Source organism: Aeromonas sp. 95A (assembly GCF_051919235.1).
GTDB classification, from domain to species: Bacteria; Pseudomonadota; Gammaproteobacteria; order Enterobacterales; family Aeromonadaceae; genus Aeromonas; species Aeromonas veronii.
Genome location: NZ_JBQBFC010000001.1, coordinates 4,149,865 through 4,170,312, shown reverse-complemented (window position 1 = coordinate 4,170,312; position 20,448 = coordinate 4,149,865). Strand labels below are relative to the sequence as shown.

Annotated in this window: 13 protein-coding genes and 1 pseudogene; 7 read left to right on the top strand and 7 right to left on the bottom strand. The window is 56.3% G+C overall.

What is annotated here, in order from left to right:
- Nucleotides 1–134 precede the first annotated feature (134 nt).
- Together ACTG2U_RS19115 and ACTG2U_RS19110 are read left to right on the top strand one after the other, a co-directional pair.
- Nucleotides 135–1,166, top strand: a complete 1,032-nt coding sequence (locus ACTG2U_RS19115) for a DUF4917 family protein (RefSeq protein WP_386892783.1) — start codon at nucleotides 135–137, stop codon at nucleotides 1,164–1,166.
- A 433-nt stretch (nucleotides 1,167–1,599) separates the two neighbouring features.
- Nucleotides 1,600–2,523 carry a DUF2971 domain-containing protein gene (locus tag ACTG2U_RS19110; protein WP_439974942.1) on the top strand — a complete coding sequence of 308 codons (924 nt, stop codon included), beginning with the start codon at nucleotides 1,600–1,602 and terminating at the stop codon, nucleotides 2,521–2,523.
- A gap of 173 nt (nucleotides 2,524–2,696) precedes the next feature.
- Here the strand turns inward: ACTG2U_RS19110 and ACTG2U_RS19105 are convergent, their stop codons facing one another.
- From ACTG2U_RS19105 to ACTG2U_RS19095, 3 genes are all read right to left on the bottom strand, one after another.
- The gene (locus ACTG2U_RS19105; protein ID WP_439974941.1) at nucleotides 2,697–5,060 is read right to left on the bottom strand and encodes a YgiQ family radical SAM protein; all 2,364 of its coding nucleotides are present in this window, start codon (nucleotides 5,058–5,060) and stop codon (nucleotides 2,697–2,699) included.
- Between the two features lie 209 nt (nucleotides 5,061–5,269).
- On the bottom strand, nucleotides 5,270–8,386 hold the full coding sequence (locus ACTG2U_RS19100) for an efflux RND transporter permease subunit (protein ID WP_368177129.1): 3,117 nt from the start codon (nucleotides 8,384–8,386) through the stop codon (nucleotides 5,270–5,272).
- Nucleotides 8,386–9,435, bottom strand: coding sequence for an efflux RND transporter periplasmic adaptor subunit (locus ACTG2U_RS19095; RefSeq protein WP_439974940.1), 1,050 nt, complete (start codon nucleotides 9,433–9,435; stop codon nucleotides 8,386–8,388). Before ACTG2U_RS19095 ends, ACTG2U_RS19100 begins: the two co-directional genes overlap by 1 nt.
- Nucleotides 9,436–9,632: 197 nt before the next feature.
- On the opposite strand from ACTG2U_RS19095, the gene ACTG2U_RS19090 reads away from it, so the two are divergent.
- On the top strand, nucleotides 9,633–11,171 hold the full coding sequence (locus ACTG2U_RS19090) for a diguanylate cyclase (protein ID WP_439974939.1): 1,539 nt from the start codon (nucleotides 9,633–9,635) through the stop codon (nucleotides 11,169–11,171).
- Between the two features lie 46 nt (nucleotides 11,172–11,217).
- On the top strand, nucleotides 11,218–12,093 hold the full coding sequence (locus tag ACTG2U_RS19085) for a patatin-like phospholipase family protein (protein ID WP_005338362.1): 876 nt from the start codon (nucleotides 11,218–11,220) through the stop codon (nucleotides 12,091–12,093).
- Nucleotides 12,094–12,164: 71 nt separating this feature from the next.
- On the opposite strand, the gene ACTG2U_RS19080 is transcribed toward ACTG2U_RS19085, so the two are convergent.
- Nucleotides 12,165–13,505: an APC family permease gene (locus tag ACTG2U_RS19080; RefSeq protein WP_439974938.1), complete on the bottom strand. Its 1,341-nt coding sequence runs from the start codon at nucleotides 13,503–13,505 to the stop codon at nucleotides 12,165–12,167.
- Between the two features lie 186 nt (nucleotides 13,506–13,691).
- On the bottom strand, nucleotides 13,692–13,958 hold the full coding sequence (locus tag ACTG2U_RS19075) for a helix-turn-helix domain-containing protein (RefSeq protein WP_005343938.1): 267 nt from the start codon (nucleotides 13,956–13,958) through the stop codon (nucleotides 13,692–13,694).
- 257 nt (nucleotides 13,959–14,215) lie between these two features.
- On the opposite strand from ACTG2U_RS19075, the gene ACTG2U_RS19070 reads away from it, so the two are divergent.
- The 3 genes from ACTG2U_RS19070 (at nucleotide 14,216) to ompA (ACTG2U_RS19060) (ending at nucleotide 17,449) form a co-directional block, all read left to right on the top strand.
- Nucleotides 14,216–14,812 (top strand): hypothetical protein, encoded by a 597-nt coding sequence (locus tag ACTG2U_RS19070; RefSeq protein ID WP_335813215.1) that lies wholly within the window; start codon nucleotides 14,216–14,218, stop codon nucleotides 14,810–14,812.
- Between the two features lie 308 nt (nucleotides 14,813–15,120).
- Nucleotides 15,121–16,143 (top strand): porin OmpA, encoded by a 1,023-nt coding sequence (gene ompA, locus ACTG2U_RS19065; protein WP_335813216.1) that lies wholly within the window; start codon nucleotides 15,121–15,123, stop codon nucleotides 16,141–16,143.
- Nucleotides 16,144–16,450: 307 nt separating this feature from the next.
- Nucleotides 16,451–17,449, top strand: coding sequence for a porin OmpA (ompA, locus tag ACTG2U_RS19060; protein ID WP_439974937.1), 999 nt, complete (start codon nucleotides 16,451–16,453; stop codon nucleotides 17,447–17,449).
- 99 nt (nucleotides 17,450–17,548) lie between these two features.
- Here ompA (ACTG2U_RS19060) and ACTG2U_RS19055 read toward each other — a convergent pair.
- Both ACTG2U_RS19055 and ACTG2U_RS19050 read right to left on the bottom strand, forming a co-directional pair.
- Nucleotides 17,549–18,372, bottom strand: a pseudogene (locus ACTG2U_RS19055) (hypothetical protein).
- Nucleotides 18,373–18,496: 124 nt separating this feature from the next.
- A complete protein-coding gene (locus ACTG2U_RS19050; protein WP_064339679.1) occupies nucleotides 18,497–20,212 on the bottom strand; it encodes an NAD-dependent malic enzyme in 1,716 nt (571 codons plus the stop codon).
- Nucleotides 20,213–20,448: the final 236 nt, after the last annotated feature.

Genomic DNA, 20,448 nt, shown 5'->3' with positions numbered 1-20,448 from the left:
ATATTGGAAGCTGTAATCCACGGGCGGTAGCGTGTGCTTTAGTAGAATTACGCCTTGCTCAAAAAAGGGGGCCAGATTTTCCTCCCAAATTTTTAGCTTTAAAGTTTGGTTTCAATATATTTGAGAGATATTAAATGGAAATTAAGAGCTTTGCTGAATGTTTAGCTATAGCTGGAAATGCTAAAAAACACTTAATGTTAGGTAATGGTTTTAGCATATCACTATTCCCTAAAATTTTTAATTATAAAACATTATCGGAAAACATTGAGTCAGAAAGGATGAAGGATCTATTTAGATCTATCGGCACGTATGACTTCGAATTTGTTATGCGGCGTCTTCTCGAGACTCTTGATATAATACAGCATTATGATATAGATGGAGTTATATCTGGCCACATTAGCAATGATATTGAAGAGTTAAAACAAACATTAATTCATGTGATAAGTAAGGCCCACCCACCTAAACCATCAGAAATCACAGATCGACAATATAATAGCTGTCGTGAGTTTCTAATGAATTTCGACGGAGGGAAGATATATACATTCAATTATGATCTCCTTTTGTACTGGGTTTACATGCATTTTATGGATATACCGGACCAGAAATTGAAGTGTGATGACGGTTTTAGACATCCATATCAAGATGAATATCGTCCTCCTGAGGAAAGAGACACATCACTCCATTGGGAAATTGGCATGGAACAAGGGCAGTCTGTTTATTATATACACGGTGCTATGCACATTTTTAGTGATGGTTCAGATATAGAGAAACTATCTTACTCCAGTACTGGTATTCCCCTTGCTGAACAAGTCCAAGCTTCTATTGCAAAAGATAAATTCCCTGTTTTCATATCTGAAGGTTCTACAAGCCACAAACTGGCAAGAATCAAAAAGAATGGTTATTTGTCTAGAACATTTTCGTCATTAAAAAGCATTACAGGTACTTTATTCATATTTGGTCATTCAATCAGAGATGAAGACAATCATGTTTTTGACTTTATAAACCAGAATAATAACAAGCTTACTATTTTTATCGGAGTTTTTGGCGACCTTGAGCAAGAACATAATAAAAAGATATTGAATAAGGTAGAAATGTGGCGCGAGGCATTTCCTAAAAAGAGATTTGAAATTTATGATGCAGCCACTGTTAACGTATGGAATAAATAATTTTCAAAAAGCAAGCTGGGACACATACCATTCGCCGACCGGAATTAGCATCCTTACAGAATAAGAAAGCCTTCACCGACTATACATGGTAGTAAGGCGTATCTTGCAAACTGATTTGACCTAAACGAGCAGTGGTCATGGCGTATTCCTCAACTGTGACCTCTCAAGTCCAGAGCAGTCCTTAGCCACAGTCAAAAACCTGCGTGTCCCAAATATTCTTTTGGATTGTTATGCCACTTTAAGGCTCGCCTGAGCAGCTTCATTTGGCTTACAATAGCTATTCAGCACCTGTTGAGCCGCAATGATTTTCTGCCGCCGCGAATCAGCGGCGTATATTAGAAACGATGATACTCAAGTGACAGTGTATTTTTCAAATTATAAACTAGCTTTCCTATTATAAAGTAGGGAAGGAAAATAAATATGGGGTTTATAAATGAGCAAAGATAGTAAAATAAAACCTAAAATATTATTTAAATATAGAGATGATTCTACTCGAACAGAAGATTTAATAAAAAACAGACAAGTTTGGCTTTCATCACCATCACAGTTAAATGACCCATTAGAATGTCGAATTGGAGAAATCCCCCTAGATTGGGAAGCTAAAAACATCCGGATTTTAGAACAAGGACAGTTAATGGGTATGGTAGCCCCCCTTCTCAATGGGATGCCCCCAAAACAGCTTTTTTCATTGAGTGAACGAGAAACAAAGCAATGGCTAAAGCGTTTTAAAAAATTGAACCATGAGCGAAAAGTTAAAGCAATGAGAGCCTTATATTCTGAACATGGGGTAGAGCTTTCGAGACCTGAAAAAATTTTTAAAGATATGCGTAAGCGTATATCCTCAGTAGGAATATTTAGTCTAAGTGAGACCTGTTCTAATGAATTGATGTGGGCCCATTATGGGGCGAATCATCAAGGTATAGCATTTGGATTTAACACAGAGGATGATTGTAAGCTATCAGATCCTAGGCATTGCTTACCAGTTATTTATGCTAGAGAAAAACCATCATTTAACAACGAATTTAAGAATGAAATTGTCATTATGTCACCTCATACTGGCATGCCTAATATTCAAAGAGTATCTTTTGAAGATGATACTTTCAGAGCTGCTATCAGCACAAAAACTCCCGCTTGGGAGTACGAAAAAGAATGGCGTTATGTTGAAGAAAAATATGGTTTATTCGATTTCCCAGGCAATTTAGTCCAAGTCGTTTTTGGTATGAGAATGAGCCGAGAGCGTAAACTACATTACAAAAACATTATTGACTCATTTGTTGAAAGTGATGTTGAATATTTACAAATAATAGAGAGTAAAAGCTTAGATGGGCTTGATGCAAAAATACTTAACTCCATATAATTATATTCTTGCCAATCTTTCTTCATGTTATTGTGAATTTTACTTTGGTTAACTCCTCACATCTATTCAATAGCTTTTAGAACCACCTTGCCAAATAATGTTATTCAACAGCAATATAAAAAGGCGACCATCTGGTCGCCTTTTTATTTCTATCGCTTTCCAATCAGGAAGTATTACCGCGCCGGTCGCTTGCCACCATTTCCTTTAGCCGCAGGCTTGCCGCCTTGAGCTGCGGGTTTGGCACCTGGCTTGGAGGAACCTGCGCGGGTCGGGGTTTTCCCCTTATGGGCGGGTTTTCCGGCAGGTTTGCTTTTACCTGCATTCTGGCCCGCACTCTTGCCTTCACCCTGTGCGGCCGGTTTGCCATTAGCCGCGCCTTTGTGCAGCTGGGAGCCCACCGGCTTGCCGCCGGTCGGCTTGTTGCCTGTGCCATTGCCACGCTGGTGACTGATGTTGCTATGGCGAGTCAGGGCCGGTTTCATCCCCTTGCCGCTGGCGGCACGCTCGTTGCGCCCTTCCGCCGGCACCAGACAGCCGGGACCGTTGCCAATCAGGTGGCCCTTGCCCATGGCGAGCAGGGCTTCGCGGATCATCGGCCAGCCTGCGGGGTCGTGGTAGCGCAGCAGCGCCTTATGCAGGCGGCGACGGCGCTCGCCCTTGGCGACAAACACATCGCCACCGGTGCGGCTCACCTTGTTTAACGGGTTTTTCTCCGTGTAATACATGGTGGTGGCGTTGGCGAGCGGCGACGGGTAGAAGTTCTGCACCTGATCGAGCTTGAAGCGGTTCTCTTTGACCCAGAGCGCCAGATTGATCATGTCTTCATCGGTAGTGCCCGGGTGGGCGGAGATGAAGTAGGGGATCAGGTACTGCTGCTTGCCCGCCTCTTTGGAGTATTTGTCGAACAGCTCCTTGAACTGGTAGTAGCTGCCCATGCCCGGCTTCATCATCTTGGAGAGCGGCCCCTCCTCGGTGTGTTCCGGCGCGATCTTGAGGTAGCCGCCGACGTGGTACTTGGCCAGCTCCTTGATATAGCGGGGATCTTCCACCGCGATGTCGTAACGCACGCCGGAGGCGATCAGGATCTTCTTGATCCCCTTGAGGTCGCGCGCCTTGCGATAGAGGTTGATGGTCGGGCTGTGGTCTGTGTCCATGTGCGGGCAGATGGTGGGCCAGACACAGGAGGCGCGACGGCAGGTCTGCTCGGCCTTGGGGCTCTTGCAGCGCAGCTTGTACATGTTGGCGGTGGGGCCGCCGAGATCCGAGATGACGCCGGTAAAGCCCGGCACCTTGTCGCGGATATCTTCGATTTCCTTGAGGATCGACTCTTCCGAGCGGCTCTGGATGATGCGCCCTTCGTGCTCGGTGATGGAGCAGAAGGAGCAGCCGCCAAAGCAGCCGCGCATGATGTTGACCGAGGTCTTGATCATCTCGAAGGCCGGGATCTTCTCGTTGCCATAGGCCGGGTGCGGCACCCGCTGGTAGGGCAGGCCGAATACGCCGTCCATCTCCTCGGTTTCCAGCGGGAAAGCGGGCGGGTTGACCCAGACGATGCGATCGCCGTGGGCCTGCGACAGGGCGCGGGCGCAGCCGGGGTTGGTCTCGTGGTGCAGAATGCGCGAGGCGTGGGCGTAGAGCACCTTGTCCTCTTTCACCCGCTCGAACGCCGGCAGCTTCACATAGGTTTTTTCCCACGGCTTGGGCTTGGCCGGCTGCACCAGTACGGGTTTGGCCTCTTGCGCGGCGGGTGCCGCTTCGCTGGCGTCATCGGCGCAGGGCGCCCCTTCCATATAGGGGTTGGGGATGGGATCGATGCGGCCAATCTGGTCGAGCTTGCTCGAATCCACCCCTTTCCAGCCCGGCAGCGGCTCCTTGCGGATGACGGCGGTGCCGCGAATATCCTGCATGGTGTCGATGGTCTCCCCCGCCGCGATACGGTGGGCCACTTCCACCAGCGGCCGCTCGGCGTTGCCGTAGATGAGGATATCGGCCTTGGCATCGAGCAGGATGGAGCGACGGATGGTCTCGGACCAGTAGTCGTAGTGGGCGATGCGGCGCAGGGATGCCTCGATGCCGCCGATGACCACCGGCACCTCCTTGAAGGCCTCCTTGCAGCGCTGGGTATAGACCAGGGTGGCGCGATCCGGCCGCTTGCCGCCCACATCCCCCGGGGTGTAGGCGTCGTCGTGGCGCAGCTTTTTATCGGAGGTGTAGCGGTTGATCATGGAGTCCATGTTGCCCGCGGTCACTCCGAAGAAGAGGTTCGGTTTGCCCAGACGCATAAAGTCATCCTTCGATGACCAGTCCGGCTGGGCGATGATGCCGACCCGAAAGCCCTGCGCCTCCAGCATGCGGCCGATGACCGCCATACCGAAGCTCGGGTGATCCACGTAGGCATCCCCCGTCACCAGAATGACGTCGCAGCTGTCCCAACCGAGCTTGTCCATCTCTTTGCGGGACATGGGCAGGAAGGGCGCCGTGCCGTAGCACTCGGCCCAATAGCGGGGATAGGAGAAAAGGTTGGGTACCGGCTGCATTTTGAACACCTGGAAAAATTCGGGTCGCGCATTATACCGGTTGCGGCCAAGGGGAGCGATGGCTTTTTGTCCCTATAGATCCCGCGGAATAGGCCGCCGCCCGCAATAGCAAGGGCGCCCGCAGGCGCCCTTGTGATGATGAGGCTGATAACTGGCCCCCGCTTGGGTTCAGGTCAGGGTTCAGGCCAGGATTCAGGCCAAGGTGCTGATCAGGGCGCCGGAGGGTGCGACTCCCCTGCCCCCTTGGCGGCCAGCGCTTCGTCTACCTGCTGATCCCGCGCCCCTGTCATGCCAGCGTGACGGGCGATCAGATGGTAGATGGCGGGCACCACCAGCAGAGTGACCAGGGTTGCCAGCGACAGTCCGAAGAAGACCACAGTCCCCACCGCCATCCGGCTCTCGTAGCCCGCCCCCATGGAGAGCATCAGCGGCACTGCGCCGATAATGGCGGTGAGCGAAGTCATCAGGATGGGGCGCAGACGGCGCACCGAGCCTGCGATGATCGCCTCCTCGAACCCTTCGCCGCGCTGGCGCAGCTGGTTGATGAACTCGACGATGAGGATGCCGTTCTTGGTCACCATACCGATCAGCATGATCATGCCGATCTGGCTGTAGATGCTCATCTCCTGCCCCGTCAGCCAGAGGCCAAGCAGGCCGCCGAAGATGCCGAGTGGCACAGTCACCATCACCACCGCCGGGGTCAGGGTGCTCTCGAACTGGGCCACCAGCACCAGATAGACCACCAGCAGGGCGAGGCCAAAGACCAGCACCATCTCCCCCTGATTGTCGCGGTAATCCTTGGAATCACCGGCGTAATCCACCGTCATGCCGGTGGGCAGGTTGGCGTTGGCCCAGCCATCGAGGAAATCGAGGGCCTCACCCAGGGTGTGGTCGGGGTGCACATCGGCGGTCAGGGTGATCGCCTTCTGGCGCTGGTAGTGGTTGAGGCGGTTGGCGGTCGCCACCTGCTTGACGGTGGCCAGAGTCGAGAGACTGACCATCTCGCCGTTGGCGGCTTTTAGATAGATGCGGCCGAGATCCGAGATGCCGTTGAACTCGGTCTGATTACCGCGCAGGTAGACGTCATACTCCTCGCCCCTGTCCACATAAGTGGTCTTGCTCGCCCCGCCCAGCAGGGTCTGCAAGCTGTTGGCCACGGTGGAGACCGGAATGCCGAGCTGGCTGGCGCTGTCGCGATTGATGGTCACCTGCAGCTCGGGGGTTTTCTCGGCATAGTCGAGATCCGGGCTCAGCATCAGGCCGCTGCCCTGCGCCGCCTGTTGCAGCGCCAATCCTTGCTGGTAGAGCTCGGCATAGTCGTTACCCTGCAGCACGAACTGCACCGGCGCGGTAGAGCCGCCGCGAAAACCGGGCTGGAAGGTGCGGATCATCACATCGGGAATGCCGGAGAGCTTGGCACCCAGCGAGCGGGAGAACTCGGTGGCGGTGACGTCGCGCTCGGCCCAGTCGGTGAGCTGGATGATCACCATACCGGTCTGATCGCCGCCACGGCCAAAGGCAGGGGTGCTGAAGCTCAGGGCCTGCACCACCCCTTTGCCCAGCATCGGCATGATGGCGGACTCCACCTGCTGCATGTTGCGCTTCATCCGCTCGATGCTGGTCCCCTCTGCCCCCTTGACGAAGACATAGATGACGCCGCGATCCTCGGTCGGAGTAAGGCTGGTCGGCAGCTGGGTAAAGAGGGCGCCGATACCGCCCAGACAGAGCAGTAGCACCAGCGGCGTCCAGCGGGAGCGACGCAGCACCCACGCCAACAGGTGGCGATAGTGCCCCTCCAGCCAGCCCAGCCCGCGATCGAGCCCGGCGGTGAGTCGGTTCGGTTTATCCAGCGGGCGCATCAGCCAGGAGCCCATGGCCGGGGTCAGGGTCAGCGCCACCAGCGAAGAGCAGAGCACTGCGAGCGAAAGCAGAATGGCAAACTCGGTAAAGAGCCGCCCCACCATGCCATCCATAAAGGCGATGGGGACAAACACCATCACCAGCACGGCGGTGGTGGCGATCACCGCAAAGCCCACCTCGCGGGTGCCGTGCCAGGCGGCCAGCAGGGGCGGTTCACCCCGCTGCAGATGGTGGTGGATGTTCTCCACCACCACGATGGCGTCATCCACTACCAGGCCGATGGCGAGAATAAGGGCCAGCAAGGTGATGAGGTTGATGGAAAAGCCGAAATACCAGGCGCCGATAAAGGCAGAGATCAGCGATACCGGCACCGTAATGGCCGGAATGAGCGTGGTGCGCCCCTGCCCGAGGAACAGATAGAGCACCGCCACCACCAGCACGGCGCAGATGGCCAGGGTCTCGTACACCTCGTCGATGGCCTGCTTGATAAAGATGGTAGAGTCGTAATCCACCTCGAGCTTGGCCCCCTCCGGCAGGAAGCGCTGCATCTCGCCGAGTTTCTTCTCGATCCCCTGCGCCACTGCCAGCGGGTTGGCGGTGGACTGGGCGACGATGCCGATACCCAGACTCTCTTTGCCGTTGCGCTGATAGGCGCTGTCTTCGTTCTTGGCCCCCACCGCAACGTCGGCGATATCGGCCAGATAGACGCTCTGGCCGTTGGCGGCGGTGGTGACTTGCAGTTGCTGGAAATCTTCCGCTGTGTGGTAAAGCCGGGCGATTTGCACCGCCATGGTCATGGAGTTGTTGCGGATCTCGCCCCCCGGCAGCTCGATGTTCTCCCGCTTGAGGGCCTCTTCCACATCGCTCACCGTGATGCCACGGGCGGCCATATCCGCAGGCCGCAGCCGCACATACATCACCTGGGTGAGATCGCCGGAGAGCGCCACTTCGCTCACCCCGTCCACCAGACTCAGGGGGTCAACCAGCACGCGGTTGGCGTAGTCGGTCATGGCGGTGCGATCCATCTGACTGCTGCTGAAGTTGAGCCAGATCGCCACATCGCCGTTGCCGCTGTCCTTGGTCACCAGCGGCTCGTCCACATCATCGGGCAGCCGGGGCCGCGCGCGGGAGAGGGCATCGCGCACATCGGAGATCCCCTCCACCATGTTCCAGCCGAGCTTGAACTCGACGGTGATCATCGAGCGCCCCTTGCGGGTCATGGAGTTGATGTTCTTGATGCCGCTGATGCCGGAGAGCTGATCCTCGATGGGCTTGGTGACCTGACTCTCCATCACCGAGGGGGCCGCCCCCTCATAGGTAGTGGTGATGGAGACCGAGGGGATCTGCACATCGGGCATCTCCCGCACCGTCAATTTGCTGAAGGCGACCAGACCAAACACGGTGAGCAGGGCGCTGAGCACCACCGCCACCAGCGGGCGGCGAACTGAGATATCGGAGAGCCACATCAGCCGTTCACCTCGGCCAGATCACGCACCTGCACCCCATCACGCAGATTGACCAGCCCCTCGACCACGATGCGATCGCCGACCTTCAGCCCCTCGGTGACCCAGACGGTCTCCCCTTCGGTTTCGCCGAGCACCACAGGCACCCGCTTGACCCGGCCATCGGCCTCGAGACGATAAACAAAGCGCTGCTCACCGGCGTACTCCACCGACTGGGCGGGGATCAGGGTAAGCTGCTGGGCCGGCAGTGCCAGCTCCACATTGAGCAACATGCCCGGGCGCAACTGGCCATTGCCATTGGGGATCATCACCCGCGCCTTGATGTTCTGGGTATCGTTGGAGACGCGGCTGTCAAGGGTGGTCAGGGTGCCGTTGAATTGCTGATCCGGCCAGGCGGTACTGGTGGCGGTGACCGCCATGCCCGGTCGCAGCAGGGAGAGGTAACGCTCCGGCACCGCCAGATCGAGGCGCAGTTTGTCGAGTTCATCGAGATGCAGCAGGGTGTCACCGCTGTTGACCAACGCCCCTTCGCTGAGATCAATCAGGCTCACGGTACCGGCAAAGGGCGCCTGCAGGGTACGCAGGGAGAGCTCGTAGCGGGCGGCATCGAGGCGTGCCTGCACCTGGGCCACGGTGGCCTCCTGCCCCTCCAGCTCGGATTGGGTCACGGCGCCACGGGCCACCAGCTTGCGCATATCACTCAGCTTGCGGTTCTCGTCGCGCAGACTGGCGCTCTGCTCGGCCAACTCCGCCAGCTGCTTGCCCGCATCCAGCGCGATCAGGGTCTCCCCCTTCGCCACGCTCTGCCCAGATTGCACCGCAATCTTGACGATGCGGCCGGTCACTTCGGGGCTGATGATGACGGAGCGATTGGCCGCCAGCTTGCCCACCAGCTTGAGGGTCGGCTCGGCCAGACTCTGTTTGACGGTTTGAGTGCGGATATTGACCTGTCTGGTCGGTGCTTTGGCGGCGGGTTCGCTGTGACGCAGCGCCCAGACGCCGGCAACCACGATTAGAAGAAGGCCCAAGCCGAGCCAGATACGCATTTTCATCGAACAGTCCATGAAGAGTGAGAGGGTAAATCCAGATTGGGGCCATTTTAGCCCCAGACTATGCCGTGACTATGTATAAATGTGACAAAACGTAACAAGAGCGAGATAAGCTCACTCTGTTTCAGGTCGCGCCGTTTGTTTTCACGCCACATCGCATACACTAACGACAATTTCCTTCGCAACCCGACTGACTGCCTATGCCCAAAATGTCTGACCACCGCTTTCTCACACGCCTGACCTGGCTCCTGTTCGCCGTGGTCATCCTGCTGATTGGTCTGACCTTGCGGCAAAGCCTGAAACAGATAGAACGCCTCTACCAGAGCGATACCCTCAACAGCGCCATCTACCTGCGGGATCGGTTCAAACAGACCGAAGTATTTCTGGAGGCGATGCGCGGTCAGGCCGAAGAGCGACTGCGCAGCGACCCCCAGTCGGTGCTCACCCGCCAGCTCTATGGCCATATCGAGGCGCTGCCAGAGGGGCTGGCACTCGACAAGCTCCCCGGCGATTTACCGGCCGGACTGGCGGGCAACCTCACCGGTGACGGCCCGCTGCCGCCCCCCGGCAGTGCGCGGGAGGCGCAACTTCATTTGGCCCTGAGCCTCTCTCCCTTGCTGTCCACTGCCAGCCAGCGCCTGGGCAGCGAGATCGCCTGGGCCTACTTCACCGGCGTGGACAACTTTATCTACCTCTATCCCTGGATCCCCTCCAGCCAGTTTCGCTTTGCCCGCAGCATCTATGACAAGCACTACTGGCAGGATGCGCTGATGTCACCCAACCCCAGCCGGGACACCATTCTCTCCCGCCCCTACGAAGATGTTGCCGGACTGGGCACCATGGTCACCATGTCCCAGCCTCTCTACAAGGACGGCTCGCTGGTAGGGATGATCAGCATGGACATCCTGCTCTCACGCTTGCAATCGCAGCTAAATCAACTGGCGCCGGCGCTGGGTCAGTATCTGCTGCTCAATCAGTACCATCAGGTGCTGGCCAGCAGCGCACGCCAGCCCGTGGTGCCACAAGACCCCGAGCCGACCGGCGAATATCAGTGGTGGCAAGGGGCATTGCAGCTGACCATGGCAATTCCAGATACCCCGTTGCGACTGGCGCACAACGTCACCCTGCGGCCGCTGGTGTGGGCCATGCTCTGCCAGTCAGCGCCGACCCTGCTTGCCATCCTCTTTCTGCTGCTGGCCGCCCTCTCCAACCTGAGATCCCATCGTCTCAACCAGAGGCTCAATTACCTCTCCTGCCACGACGCCCTCACCGGTGCCTTCAACCGCCACTATCTGGTGCTGCTGGAGCGGGCGGGCGATCTGGCCCGGCTGCAAGCGGGGATCCTGATGTTCGATGCGGATCACTTCAAACGGGTCAATGACAACTTCGGCCATGCCGTCGGCGATATCGTGCTGATCCGGCTGGTGCAGATCTGCCAGCAGCAGATTAGGCCCACAGATCGCCTGATCCGCTGGGGGGGCGAGGAGTTTCTGCTGCTGATTGGCCGCAGTGACGCCGCACAGATCGGCGAGCTGGCGGAGCGGCTGAGAAAGGCGGTGGCGGATCACGACTGGGCCGCCATCGAGCCCGGGCTGGAAATCACCATCAGCCTCGGCTATCTGCCCCACCAGGAGAACCTTCCCCTGCACGAAGCGGTACACCGCGCCGATGTGGCGCTTTATCAGGCAAAGGTCAACGGGCGCAACCGTAGCGAAAGATGGCAGGGTGACGCCTCCTGACTCTCGGAGTAAGCTGAGCCCTCAACCCCTTTTATGGAGGACTGTCGTGCCACGTAAACCCCGCGTAGGGCTCGCTCTCGGGAGCGGCGCCGCCAGAGGATGGGCCCATATCGGCGTCATCCGCGCCCTTGAACGCCTCGGCATCAAACCGGATTTGATTGCTGGCTGCTCCATCGGCAGCTTTGTCGGTGCCGCCTACGCTGCCGGTGAACTGGATCGGCTGGAAACCTGGGTGCGCGGCTTTACCCGCCTGCAGGTGGTCAGCCTGCTCGACCCGGCCCTCTCCGGCGGTCTGTTTCGCGGCGAAAAGGTGTTTGGCCTTGCCGCCAGCCATCTGGGGGATCCTGATCTCGAGAATCTGCCCATTCCCTTCGCCTGCATCGCCACCGAGCTCGATACCGGCCGCGAAATCTGGCTGCAACAGGGCCCGCTGCGCCAGTCGGTACGCGCCTCCTGCGGCATGCCGGGGATCCTCACCCCGACCCGGATCAACGACCGCTGGCTGGTCGATGGCGCCGTGGTCAATCCGGTGCCCATCTCGCTGGCCCGCGCCATGGGGGCCGAGGTGGTGATTGCGGTCAACCTCAACACCGATATGCACCAACCCTGGACCGACGAGCCGGATCAACCCGGCAGCGGCGGCCTGCTCAGCCAGTGGCTCAATCGCGGTGAATCCGCGCCAGCCACCCCGGGTCTGTGGAGCGTGATGAGTGGCTCCATCAACATCATGCAGGAGCGCATCACCCGCGCCCGGATGGCCGGTGACCCGCCGGAGATCCAGCTCTGCCCGCGCCTTGGCAGCTTCTCCATCATGGATTTTCATCGCGCCAGCGATGCCATCAACGAGGGGGAAGCCTGTGTCGAGCGCAATCTCGATCAGCTCAAGGATGAACTGGGCCGCCTCGGGTTGCTGGGCAGTTAGTTGTCGACATGCTGTGGTTTAAAAATGAAAAAAGCGCCATTCGGCGCTTTTTTTTCAACTCACTTACCCGGTCACTCCTTACGGTAGAAGAGCAACCCGAGCAGAATCACCCCCACAGAGACCAGCAGATAGAGTCCCAGACTGGGATTGGTGATACCGCCATACAGAATAATGAGCGCGCCCAGGGTGGCGCAGGTCGGGATCACAAACCGCTTTATCCAGCCCAACTCGGTAAAGGTGCGCATGTACCAGACATAGAGGAACAGATAGAGGCCATAAATCAGCACGATCGGCATCTCGTCCAGGGCGATGTAACGACCGAATGTCTCGTTGATACTGCAGTACCACAGCACTGAGTAGATCACCGACAACAACGCTGCCGCCCGGGCCGAGTTGATGGGCATGTGGTGATGCGGTTCAATACGGCTCATCCACTTGGGGGCTGGCCCCTGATTGCGGATCGCCAGCGAGTAGGGAATACGCATGGTCGCCAGCACTAGACCATTGAGGGTCCCGAGACAGGAGATAATCACGAACACGGTCAAAATGGTCGAAGCAGTCCCGCCAAACAGGCTGTTTGTTGCGATATTGACCGCGTTATCCCCTTGCGCCACTATCTCGTCCGTCGGCAAGACGCTGGCGATCCCCAGAAAATAGGTGACATAGACCACAAAGACAATCAGGGTGCCAATCACCAGTGCTCTGGGCAGATTCTTCTTGGAATCGCGAATTTCGCTGTTGATGGTCACAGCGGCAATCCATCCCTCATAAGCGAAGGCGGTGGCAACCACGGCCGTGGCCAGCGTACCTCCGGTGCTTCCTATCCCATCCATTGCCTGCACAAAGTTGGTCACGGTGACACCATTGAGCAAGCCTGAAATGGTGCCCACAATGGCAACCAGGATCAACGGGATCAACTTGATCAGGGTAGACCCAACTTGCAGCTTGCCCGCCAGGACCGGGGTATAGAAGTTGATCAGATAGGTGACCGTCATATAGACAGCCGCCAGCATCCAGGTGGCACCAGAGTTGGTCGGATTATCGCTGCCAAACAAGATCATGGTGTATAGCGCGGCCACCCAGGCCAGGATGGCAGAGAGAGGTGCGTAATAGAGTACGCCTTTGAACCACCCCACCAGGTAGCCAAACATTTTGCCGTATGCTGCTTCGGCATAATCGACGATACCATTGGACTTTTCTATCCGCTGGGCAAACTCGGCAAACACCAGCGCCCCAAAGATCATTGAAAATGCACCCAATGCCCATGCCAGCAGCGCAATGGCCAGATTACCGCCAGTCAAACGCAATACATCATCGGCCTTGAAGAAGACGCCGGAGCCGATCACCACGCCGACTACCATAGCGATGGCTGTCATCAAGCCATAGCGTTTATCCAACTCATTACTGCTCATACCCATTGCTCATATCTTCCTGAATATAATCGTTCTCGGGTGGCTCAGTACCACCAGGGGACCCATTTTGCGGGGCCGCCTATTCTCGTTGGCCTGAATAGATAATTCAAAGCATGTTAGATAAAAAATCGATCTGCGGCCCAAAAAAATACCGCCCGCAGGCGGTATTTCTATTCGCATCGATGATCAGCCCTTGGCGAGGTCATCCGGTCCGATCTGGCCGATCTCTGCAACTTTTTTGTCCGCCAACAGCCAGAGGGTAAACTTGTGCAGGTCAGGGTGGTGAGCAAGAGCGACCAGGAAGGCGCCACCTACTTCACGATAACCCAGCTCGTAGTTTTTCAGGGTTGTGGGGGGAACGCCGAGCAAATCAGCAAACTTCGGACGGCTCAAACCGACCGCTTCGCGGATCTGACGGATCTTCTTGCCAACAGTGACGATATTTGAATTCATAATGTTCCATACTCCGTTTGACGGATTTACTCCGTCTTTATTTTTCGCGACGACTCGTAGTCAAGTGTATCAGTTTTGTACGGACTCGTTATGGTCGAGCCTCTATCTTATGAGCGCCTTTCGGCGACAACCCTTATCTTCAACGGGGATGGTAATCGCTCAGTTGCCTCAGGTAAACAGTCTCGAAAAGAAACCTTTATTGTCGCTCCCCCAATAACTCGTATAATCCCGCCCGCTACCCATTAAGAGGAATAAGTATGGCGTTTCCCGGCATTATCTCTCGCCTGCACCCCGTATCCAGCACAGAAGAACTGGCACAACAGCGCCTGCAAGGTGAACAATATCGTGCCGAAGCATTCTGGCTTCCGGCCTTGATGTCCAGCCACGCCAGCGAGCTGCTGGCCGCCCTGCAGGAGAGCTGCAGCCTGTTTCTTGAACAGGCATGCCCGGACCTGGCCCTGCGCAGCCACGATGGCACCCTGCATAACAATGAGCAGCTCATCACGGTAAATGGTCAGGCGATTGCTCTGGCAACCACTCAAGGTGATGGTGGTCTGGTGCCCGAATCGGGCATGTGCGAGATGGCCGACTGGCTGGAGGCGGGACACCGCCACTTCATCTGTTCAGCTGCGGTTCAGCCTGTGGCGCGCGCCATCCTCAACATCTGGCCCCTTGACCCCTATCTGGCCCGACATTTCTTGATGACATTTACCCCCCTGCTGCAGAGCGCAACCCAGGCTGATTACCTCTCGGTCTTTGCCGCCAGAGCGAATCCTGCCAGCCCGCATAGCGACTGGGTTCAGGCTTATATGAAGCTGGAGAAGAAACTGCACAGGGCCTATCTGGATCACTAATTAATCAAAATAAACAGCCAGTTAAGAGCACGACACAATTTGCCACAAGGCTCATTTGTGAGCTTGATCATGTTTTAAAATCGGCATAGAGTGCGCCTCGTCATCGGAATGACATCAGTTGCCTGGCAGTGGTTTCTCACGCATTGCGTGCCATGCCAGCGCACTCGACACACCAGGAGAGTGTGCAACCCGGTTATACCGGGTCATCTGCCAGACTCGACGCCAGCCGTACGGCGGAGCCTGCAGCTTACATAAATTACAAAGTGTGAAGCACGTGAATAACGTGCGATCTCAACGAGGATTTTTTTATGATGAAAATGGCTCCTTCCATGATCGCCATCGCCATGGCTGCTCTGGGTGCTACCGCTGCTCACGCTGCTGACGACATCTACTTCGGTGCCGGTGTCGGTGCTACTCACTTCAACGGCCTGAACAAGGTCGAAGGCGTTAAAGATGGTGAAGAAAATGCAACTGCCACAAATGCTTTCGTTGGTTATAACTTCACAGAAACCTTGGGCACCGAACTGGGCTACCAGTATGCAGGTCGTGGCAACACCGATGGTAACCGTTACGAAAATCAAGGCGTGACTCTCTCCGGTATCGCTCGTTTTCCTATGAACAACCAAGTTTCACTGTTCACTGAAGGCGGCGCTTACTGGGCTCACACCGACGGGCTGGGTGTAAGCGACACTAAAGTTTCCCCACTGGCAGGTGCCGGTGTAACTTACAAGGTGAACGACGCGCTGGATCTGCAAGCTCGCTATCGCTATATGTGGTATGTTTCTAACCTGCATACCGATAACAATGTTCAATATCGTTCCAACCAGAGCGTTGCTACCCTGGAAGCGGTATACCACCCGTTCCGTACTTCCTACGTAGCTCCGGTAGCTGCTCCGGTAGTTGAAGAAGCTCCGGCTCCTGCTCCGCAAGTTGTAGAGAAGAACTTCGCCCTGAACTCAGACGTGCTGTTTGCCTTCGGCAAAGACACCCTGAAGCCGGAAGGCGTTGCAGCCCTGAACGGTCTGTATCAGCAAATCGTTGAGTTCCAGCCGAAAGATGGCAACGCTGTTGTTGTTGGTTACACCGACCGTATCGGTTCCGACGCTTACAACCAGAAGCTGTCTGAAGCCCGTGCCCGTACCGTTGCCAACTTCCTGGTGAGCAAAGGTATGGCTGCCAGCAAAGTTGCCATCGAAGGTCGTGGCGAAGCCAACCCGGTTACCGGCACCAAGTGCAACGGCGTAACTGCTAAAGCTCAACTGATCTCCTGCCTGGCTCCGGATCGTCGCGTAGAAGTTCGCGTATCTGGCGTACAAGAAGTTCAGCAATAATCTGACCTCGTTCAGATAGTGCGAAAAAAAGGGATGCTGCGGCATCCCTTTCTGTTTGTCTCGTTCTCGCTTGCATCCCTCACTCCCGCCTCCCTGCCCTTGCCTGCCCCGTCTCGAAAGCATAAAGTAGTTGCGCCTGTAAGGTATTGGATAAGCACTAAAAAGCGCTTCTTGTCCGGTCTGTTGTCCATGACGCCAATGCATCATGAGAGTCCAAAGCCTTCGCTATCCACTTTGCTGGCGATTTTTCGCAGCAATAAAAACAAGTGCATTGCCCGACATGGGCTAACACAACGAGGATAAACCGATGAAACTCAAAATGGCTCCTACCCTGATTGCACTGGCGCTCGCCGCCGCAGGCACCACAGCTCAGGCTGCCGATGACTGGTACACCGGTGTTGGTGCAGGTTGGGCTTATGCCCACGGTCTGGATGATTTTGGCAAAGACACTGACAAAGATGCCACTGCGCTGAGCCTGTTCGGCGGTTACAACTTCAACGACTACTACGCAGCTGAACTGGGCTACCTCTACGCCGGTAAAGCGGGCGTGGACGGTGCCGATTTCAAAACCCAGGGTGCCACCCTCTCCGGTATCGCCCGCCTGCCGCTGGGCGACATCTTCTCGGTGTTTGCTGAAGGTGGTGCCTACTTCAACCACGTCAACGGCAATGGCAACAGCGACAACGGCACTGCGCCGCTGGCGGGTCTGGGTCTGACTGCCAAGCTCTCCGACCTTATCGATTTGCAGGCACGCTACCGCTATCTGTGGAATCTGGGTGACGAGCAGAAAACCTGGGAGAGCGACATGAGCGTCGCGACCCTGGAGCTGGTGATGCACCCGAATCGCACCTCTTATGTTGCCCCGGTTGCCGCCCCTGCGCCTGAGCCGGTTCCCGAGCCGGTACTGGTCGACAAGAACTTTGCCCTGAGCTCTGACGTGCTGTTTGCCTTTGGCAAATCCACCCTCAAGCCAGAAGGTGTCGCAGCGCTGAACACCCTGTATCAGCAGATCGTTGATGTTCAGCCGAAAGATGGCAGCGCCGTGGTCGTCGGTTACACCGACCGTATCGGTTCTGATGCCTACAACCTGAAACTATCCGAAGCGCGTGCCCGTACCGTAGCCGACTTCCTGGTTGGCAAAGGTCTGCCGGCTGGCAAAGTTGCCATCGAAGGTCGCGGTGAAGCCAATCCGGTCACCGGTACCCAGTGCAACAGCGTCAAGGGCAAGGCTCAGCTGATCTCCTGCCTGGCGCCGGATCGCCGCGTAGAAGTACGCGTCACCGGCGTGCAGCAAGTCAAACAGTAATCCTGTCGTTGTCGAGTCCTGATTTCGGCTAGCATTTCTCTACTCAGAATCCCCGATGTATCGCATCGGGGTTCTATATTTCAACGCATGATACGGTCGCTACACGTTGTAAATATCCACCGCCTCACGCATCATCGCCCCGCTTGCGCCAGGTTCTGCTAGCTTTGCAACAGCAACTCTCCTTTCAATATCCCGTTCACCCGATCTGCCAGCGCATTCTGGTAACTGTCATGCCCATCCGTCATCGAACATCTCACCCCGTACCATTAATGCAATGACTGATACTCGAGCAATTACTGCACTCCGCAGTCTGAGTGTTGGATGAGCTACTCGCCGCCACGCCGTTGCTTCAGTGCTTCTTTAGACATAATGGGCACCGACTCGGCGTGTATCCCTTTGGGCAGCACAAGGTGGCTCACTATCTTGCGTGAAATAAACACCCGTCACCAGGGTCAGGTTCTAGCTTGCAGATAAGTAATGTCGGCGATCCACACTTGCTCCAGTGCCACCGGCGTGACCTGCTCTTGCCCCGCCTTGAGCAATTTGGGATGACGGTCGAAGCGGTGAAAACTGTGGGAGGTCTTGTAATACGCCTGCTTGGGCGGCACCAAGTCGCTCTTCAACGCACCAACGACAGCCTCAAAGAGCTGGGCCTCTTGGCTCATCAGCGCCAGCCGCTGCTCGAGCTTTTTAATACGTTGTTCGGGCGGGGTTAGACATGATGATACTCCTGCAGGCGCACACAGAGAATCCATATGGATCCAGTCCTGCCGACCATGTTTACGCAACCATACAAGAATGGTCGGGTTGCCCTGAATGCCATATCTAGCTTGTGCCTGCTGACAAGTCAGCTCACCTTTTTCAATCTGCTCGACCTGCGCCAGCGAGTAATCGCGTTGTGTCCGTTTCACACCTTGTCCCATCGGGTTCTCCATTTATGTGGGGAAAAGGTGTAAACCATATTCAAGACGGAACACTGCGGTAAAAAAGGGGATGGCCATACCATCCCCCTTTGTTATCAATATGTTAGTTAAACCAGTGAGTAACCTATACCCGACGATAGGGCAGGTAAACCGGCTCCCACATGTGGTTGAGGATATGCTGCTGCAGATCCTGACCGATCAGCGGGTGGGAGGGATCCCGGCGCACGATATCCTTGAGCACGGCGGTCGCCACATGCACCGAGATGCTGCGCAGCTCGCGAATGCGGGGATACACGGCTCCTTTCGCCAGGTCCACCTCACTCACGCACTCGGCCAGCGCAAAGGCGGCGGTAGTGAAGACATCGGGTGTGATCTCGCGGATCTGGCTAACGATGGCCGCCAGACCTACCCCGGGGAAGATAAAGACGTTGTTGCCCTGCCCGACCCGGAACTCCTGCCCCTCGTAGCTCACATCCTTGAACGGACTACCGGTTGCAACGATGGCTTTGCCCTTGCTCCAGCGGTAGATATCTTCCGGCAGCGCTTCACAGTTGGCGGTGGGGTTGGAGAGCGGGAACACCATGGGGCGCTCGCAATGCTGCAGCATCAGCTGGATATGCTCTTCCTGGAAGGCACCGCCCGAGCCGCTGGTACCCAGCAACACGGTAATGGGCACATGACGCAGCACATCGGCCAGATTGGCCTTGCCGGGCACCTCGGTATCCCAACCCGCCAGCAGCAACCCTGGCTTGGCATAGCGGCGCTTGTACTCGTCGAGCCCGTCCCGGTTGTCGCACACCAGCCCCTGGGTATCCAGAATGTAGATGCGATCGCGGGCCGCCTGCGGATCCATCCCCTCGCGGATCATCCCTGCGCAGATCTGATCCGCGACGCCAACCCCGCCGGCGCCAGCGCCATAGACCAGATAGTTCTGCTGACCCAGGGTCTCCCCCTTGACCTTGACCGCGCCTATGATACCGGCCAGCACCACGGCACCGGTGCCCTGAATATCATCGTTGAATGACGGCAGCGCCTGCTGATAGCGGGCCAGATTGTTGAAGGCATTGGATTTGCTGAAGTCTTCCCACTGCAGCACAGCATTGGGGAAGTGGCGCTTGACCCCCTGCACGAACTTGTCGATGAACTCCTCATACTCCTTGCCGCGAATGCGCTTGTGCGGGCGGCCCAGATACATGGGATCATCGAGCAGTTTCTGATTGTCGGTGCCCACATCCAGCGCGATGGGCATGCAGCAGGCGGGGTGAATACCGGCACCCAGGGTATAGAGCGCCAGCTTGCCGATGGGGATCCCCATACCACCTACACCCTGGTCGCCGATCCCCAGAATGCCCTGGCTGTCGGTGACAACTATGATGCGGATCGATTTGGCATCGAAGTGACGGGCCTGACTGCCCATGTCATCCACGTTGTCCGGGGTGATGTAGAGGCCGCGCGGCTTCTGGAAGCGGTGGCTGAACTCCTGGCACGCCTTGCCCACGGTCGGGGTATAGATGTAGGGAGTCATCTCCTCCACATGGCGTGACAACAGGGCATAGAAGAGAGTCTCGTTGCGATCCTGCAGGGCACGCAGGTTCTGGTACTTCTCGATATCGCTGCAAGCGCTCTTGAACCCCTCATACACTCGCTCGAGCTGGGCTTCAAAAGTTTGTACCTGAGGCGGCAGCAAACCATCGAGATCAAAATCGGCCCGCTCCTGTTCGGTGAAGGCCGTGCCCTTGTTGAGGTATCGATTGTTAAGCAGATCAGTGCCGGTCAGTGCAACGGGGCGAAAATCCTGTCCCTGTGCATCTTTCCACAGCAGATATTGTCCGGTAGCCATAGTCATTCTCTTTGATTTACGTGAAATTGCCGTTCGGCAGGAGAGCAAGACTCATAATGAAATCAATCATATGACGTTTACTCGATCGGTTTTGTGAGCTTGGGCATACCCTGCGGCCAAAATAGGCGCCCGGCGACCCCGGCGAGACAAATATCCACGGCAAGGAATGAGACTCATGTTAGCATTGCGGGCAACCCAGCCCCTTTCACCGCATCACAGCCGGGAGTGACCTGATG

Excerpts from the sequence above, each read along its gene's own strand:
- ACTG2U_RS19115 (WP_386892783.1), top strand. The coding sequence starts at position 135 with ATGGAAATTAAGAGCTTTGCTGAATGTTTAGCTATAGCTGGAAATGCT.
- ACTG2U_RS19110 (WP_439974942.1), top strand. The coding sequence starts at position 1,600 with ATGAGCAAAGATAGTAAAATAAAACCTAAAATATTATTTAAATATAGA.
- ACTG2U_RS19105 (WP_439974941.1), bottom strand. The coding sequence starts at position 5,060 with ATGCAGCCGGTACCCAACCTTTTCTCCTATCCCCGCTATTGGGCCGAG.
- ACTG2U_RS19100 (WP_368177129.1), bottom strand. The coding sequence starts at position 8,386 with ATGTGGCTCTCCGATATCTCAGTTCGCCGCCCGCTGGTGGCGGTGGTG.
- ACTG2U_RS19095 (WP_439974940.1), bottom strand. The coding sequence starts at position 9,435 with ATGAAAATGCGTATCTGGCTCGGCTTGGGCCTTCTTCTAATCGTGGTT.
- ACTG2U_RS19090 (WP_439974939.1), top strand. The coding sequence starts at position 9,633 with ATGCCCAAAATGTCTGACCACCGCTTTCTCACACGCCTGACCTGGCTC.
- ACTG2U_RS19080 (WP_439974938.1), bottom strand. The coding sequence starts at position 13,505 with ATGAGCAGTAATGAGTTGGATAAACGCTATGGCTTGATGACAGCCATC.
- ACTG2U_RS19075 (WP_005343938.1), bottom strand. The coding sequence starts at position 13,958 with ATGAATTCAAATATCGTCACTGTTGGCAAGAAGATCCGTCAGATCCGC.
- ACTG2U_RS19070 (WP_335813215.1), top strand. The coding sequence starts at position 14,216 with ATGGCGTTTCCCGGCATTATCTCTCGCCTGCACCCCGTATCCAGCACA.
- ompA (WP_335813216.1), top strand. The coding sequence starts at position 15,121 with ATGATGAAAATGGCTCCTTCCATGATCGCCATCGCCATGGCTGCTCTG.
- ompA (WP_439974937.1), top strand. The coding sequence starts at position 16,451 with ATGAAACTCAAAATGGCTCCTACCCTGATTGCACTGGCGCTCGCCGCC.
- ACTG2U_RS19050 (WP_064339679.1), bottom strand. The coding sequence starts at position 20,212 with ATGGCTACCGGACAATATCTGCTGTGGAAAGATGCACAGGGACAGGAT.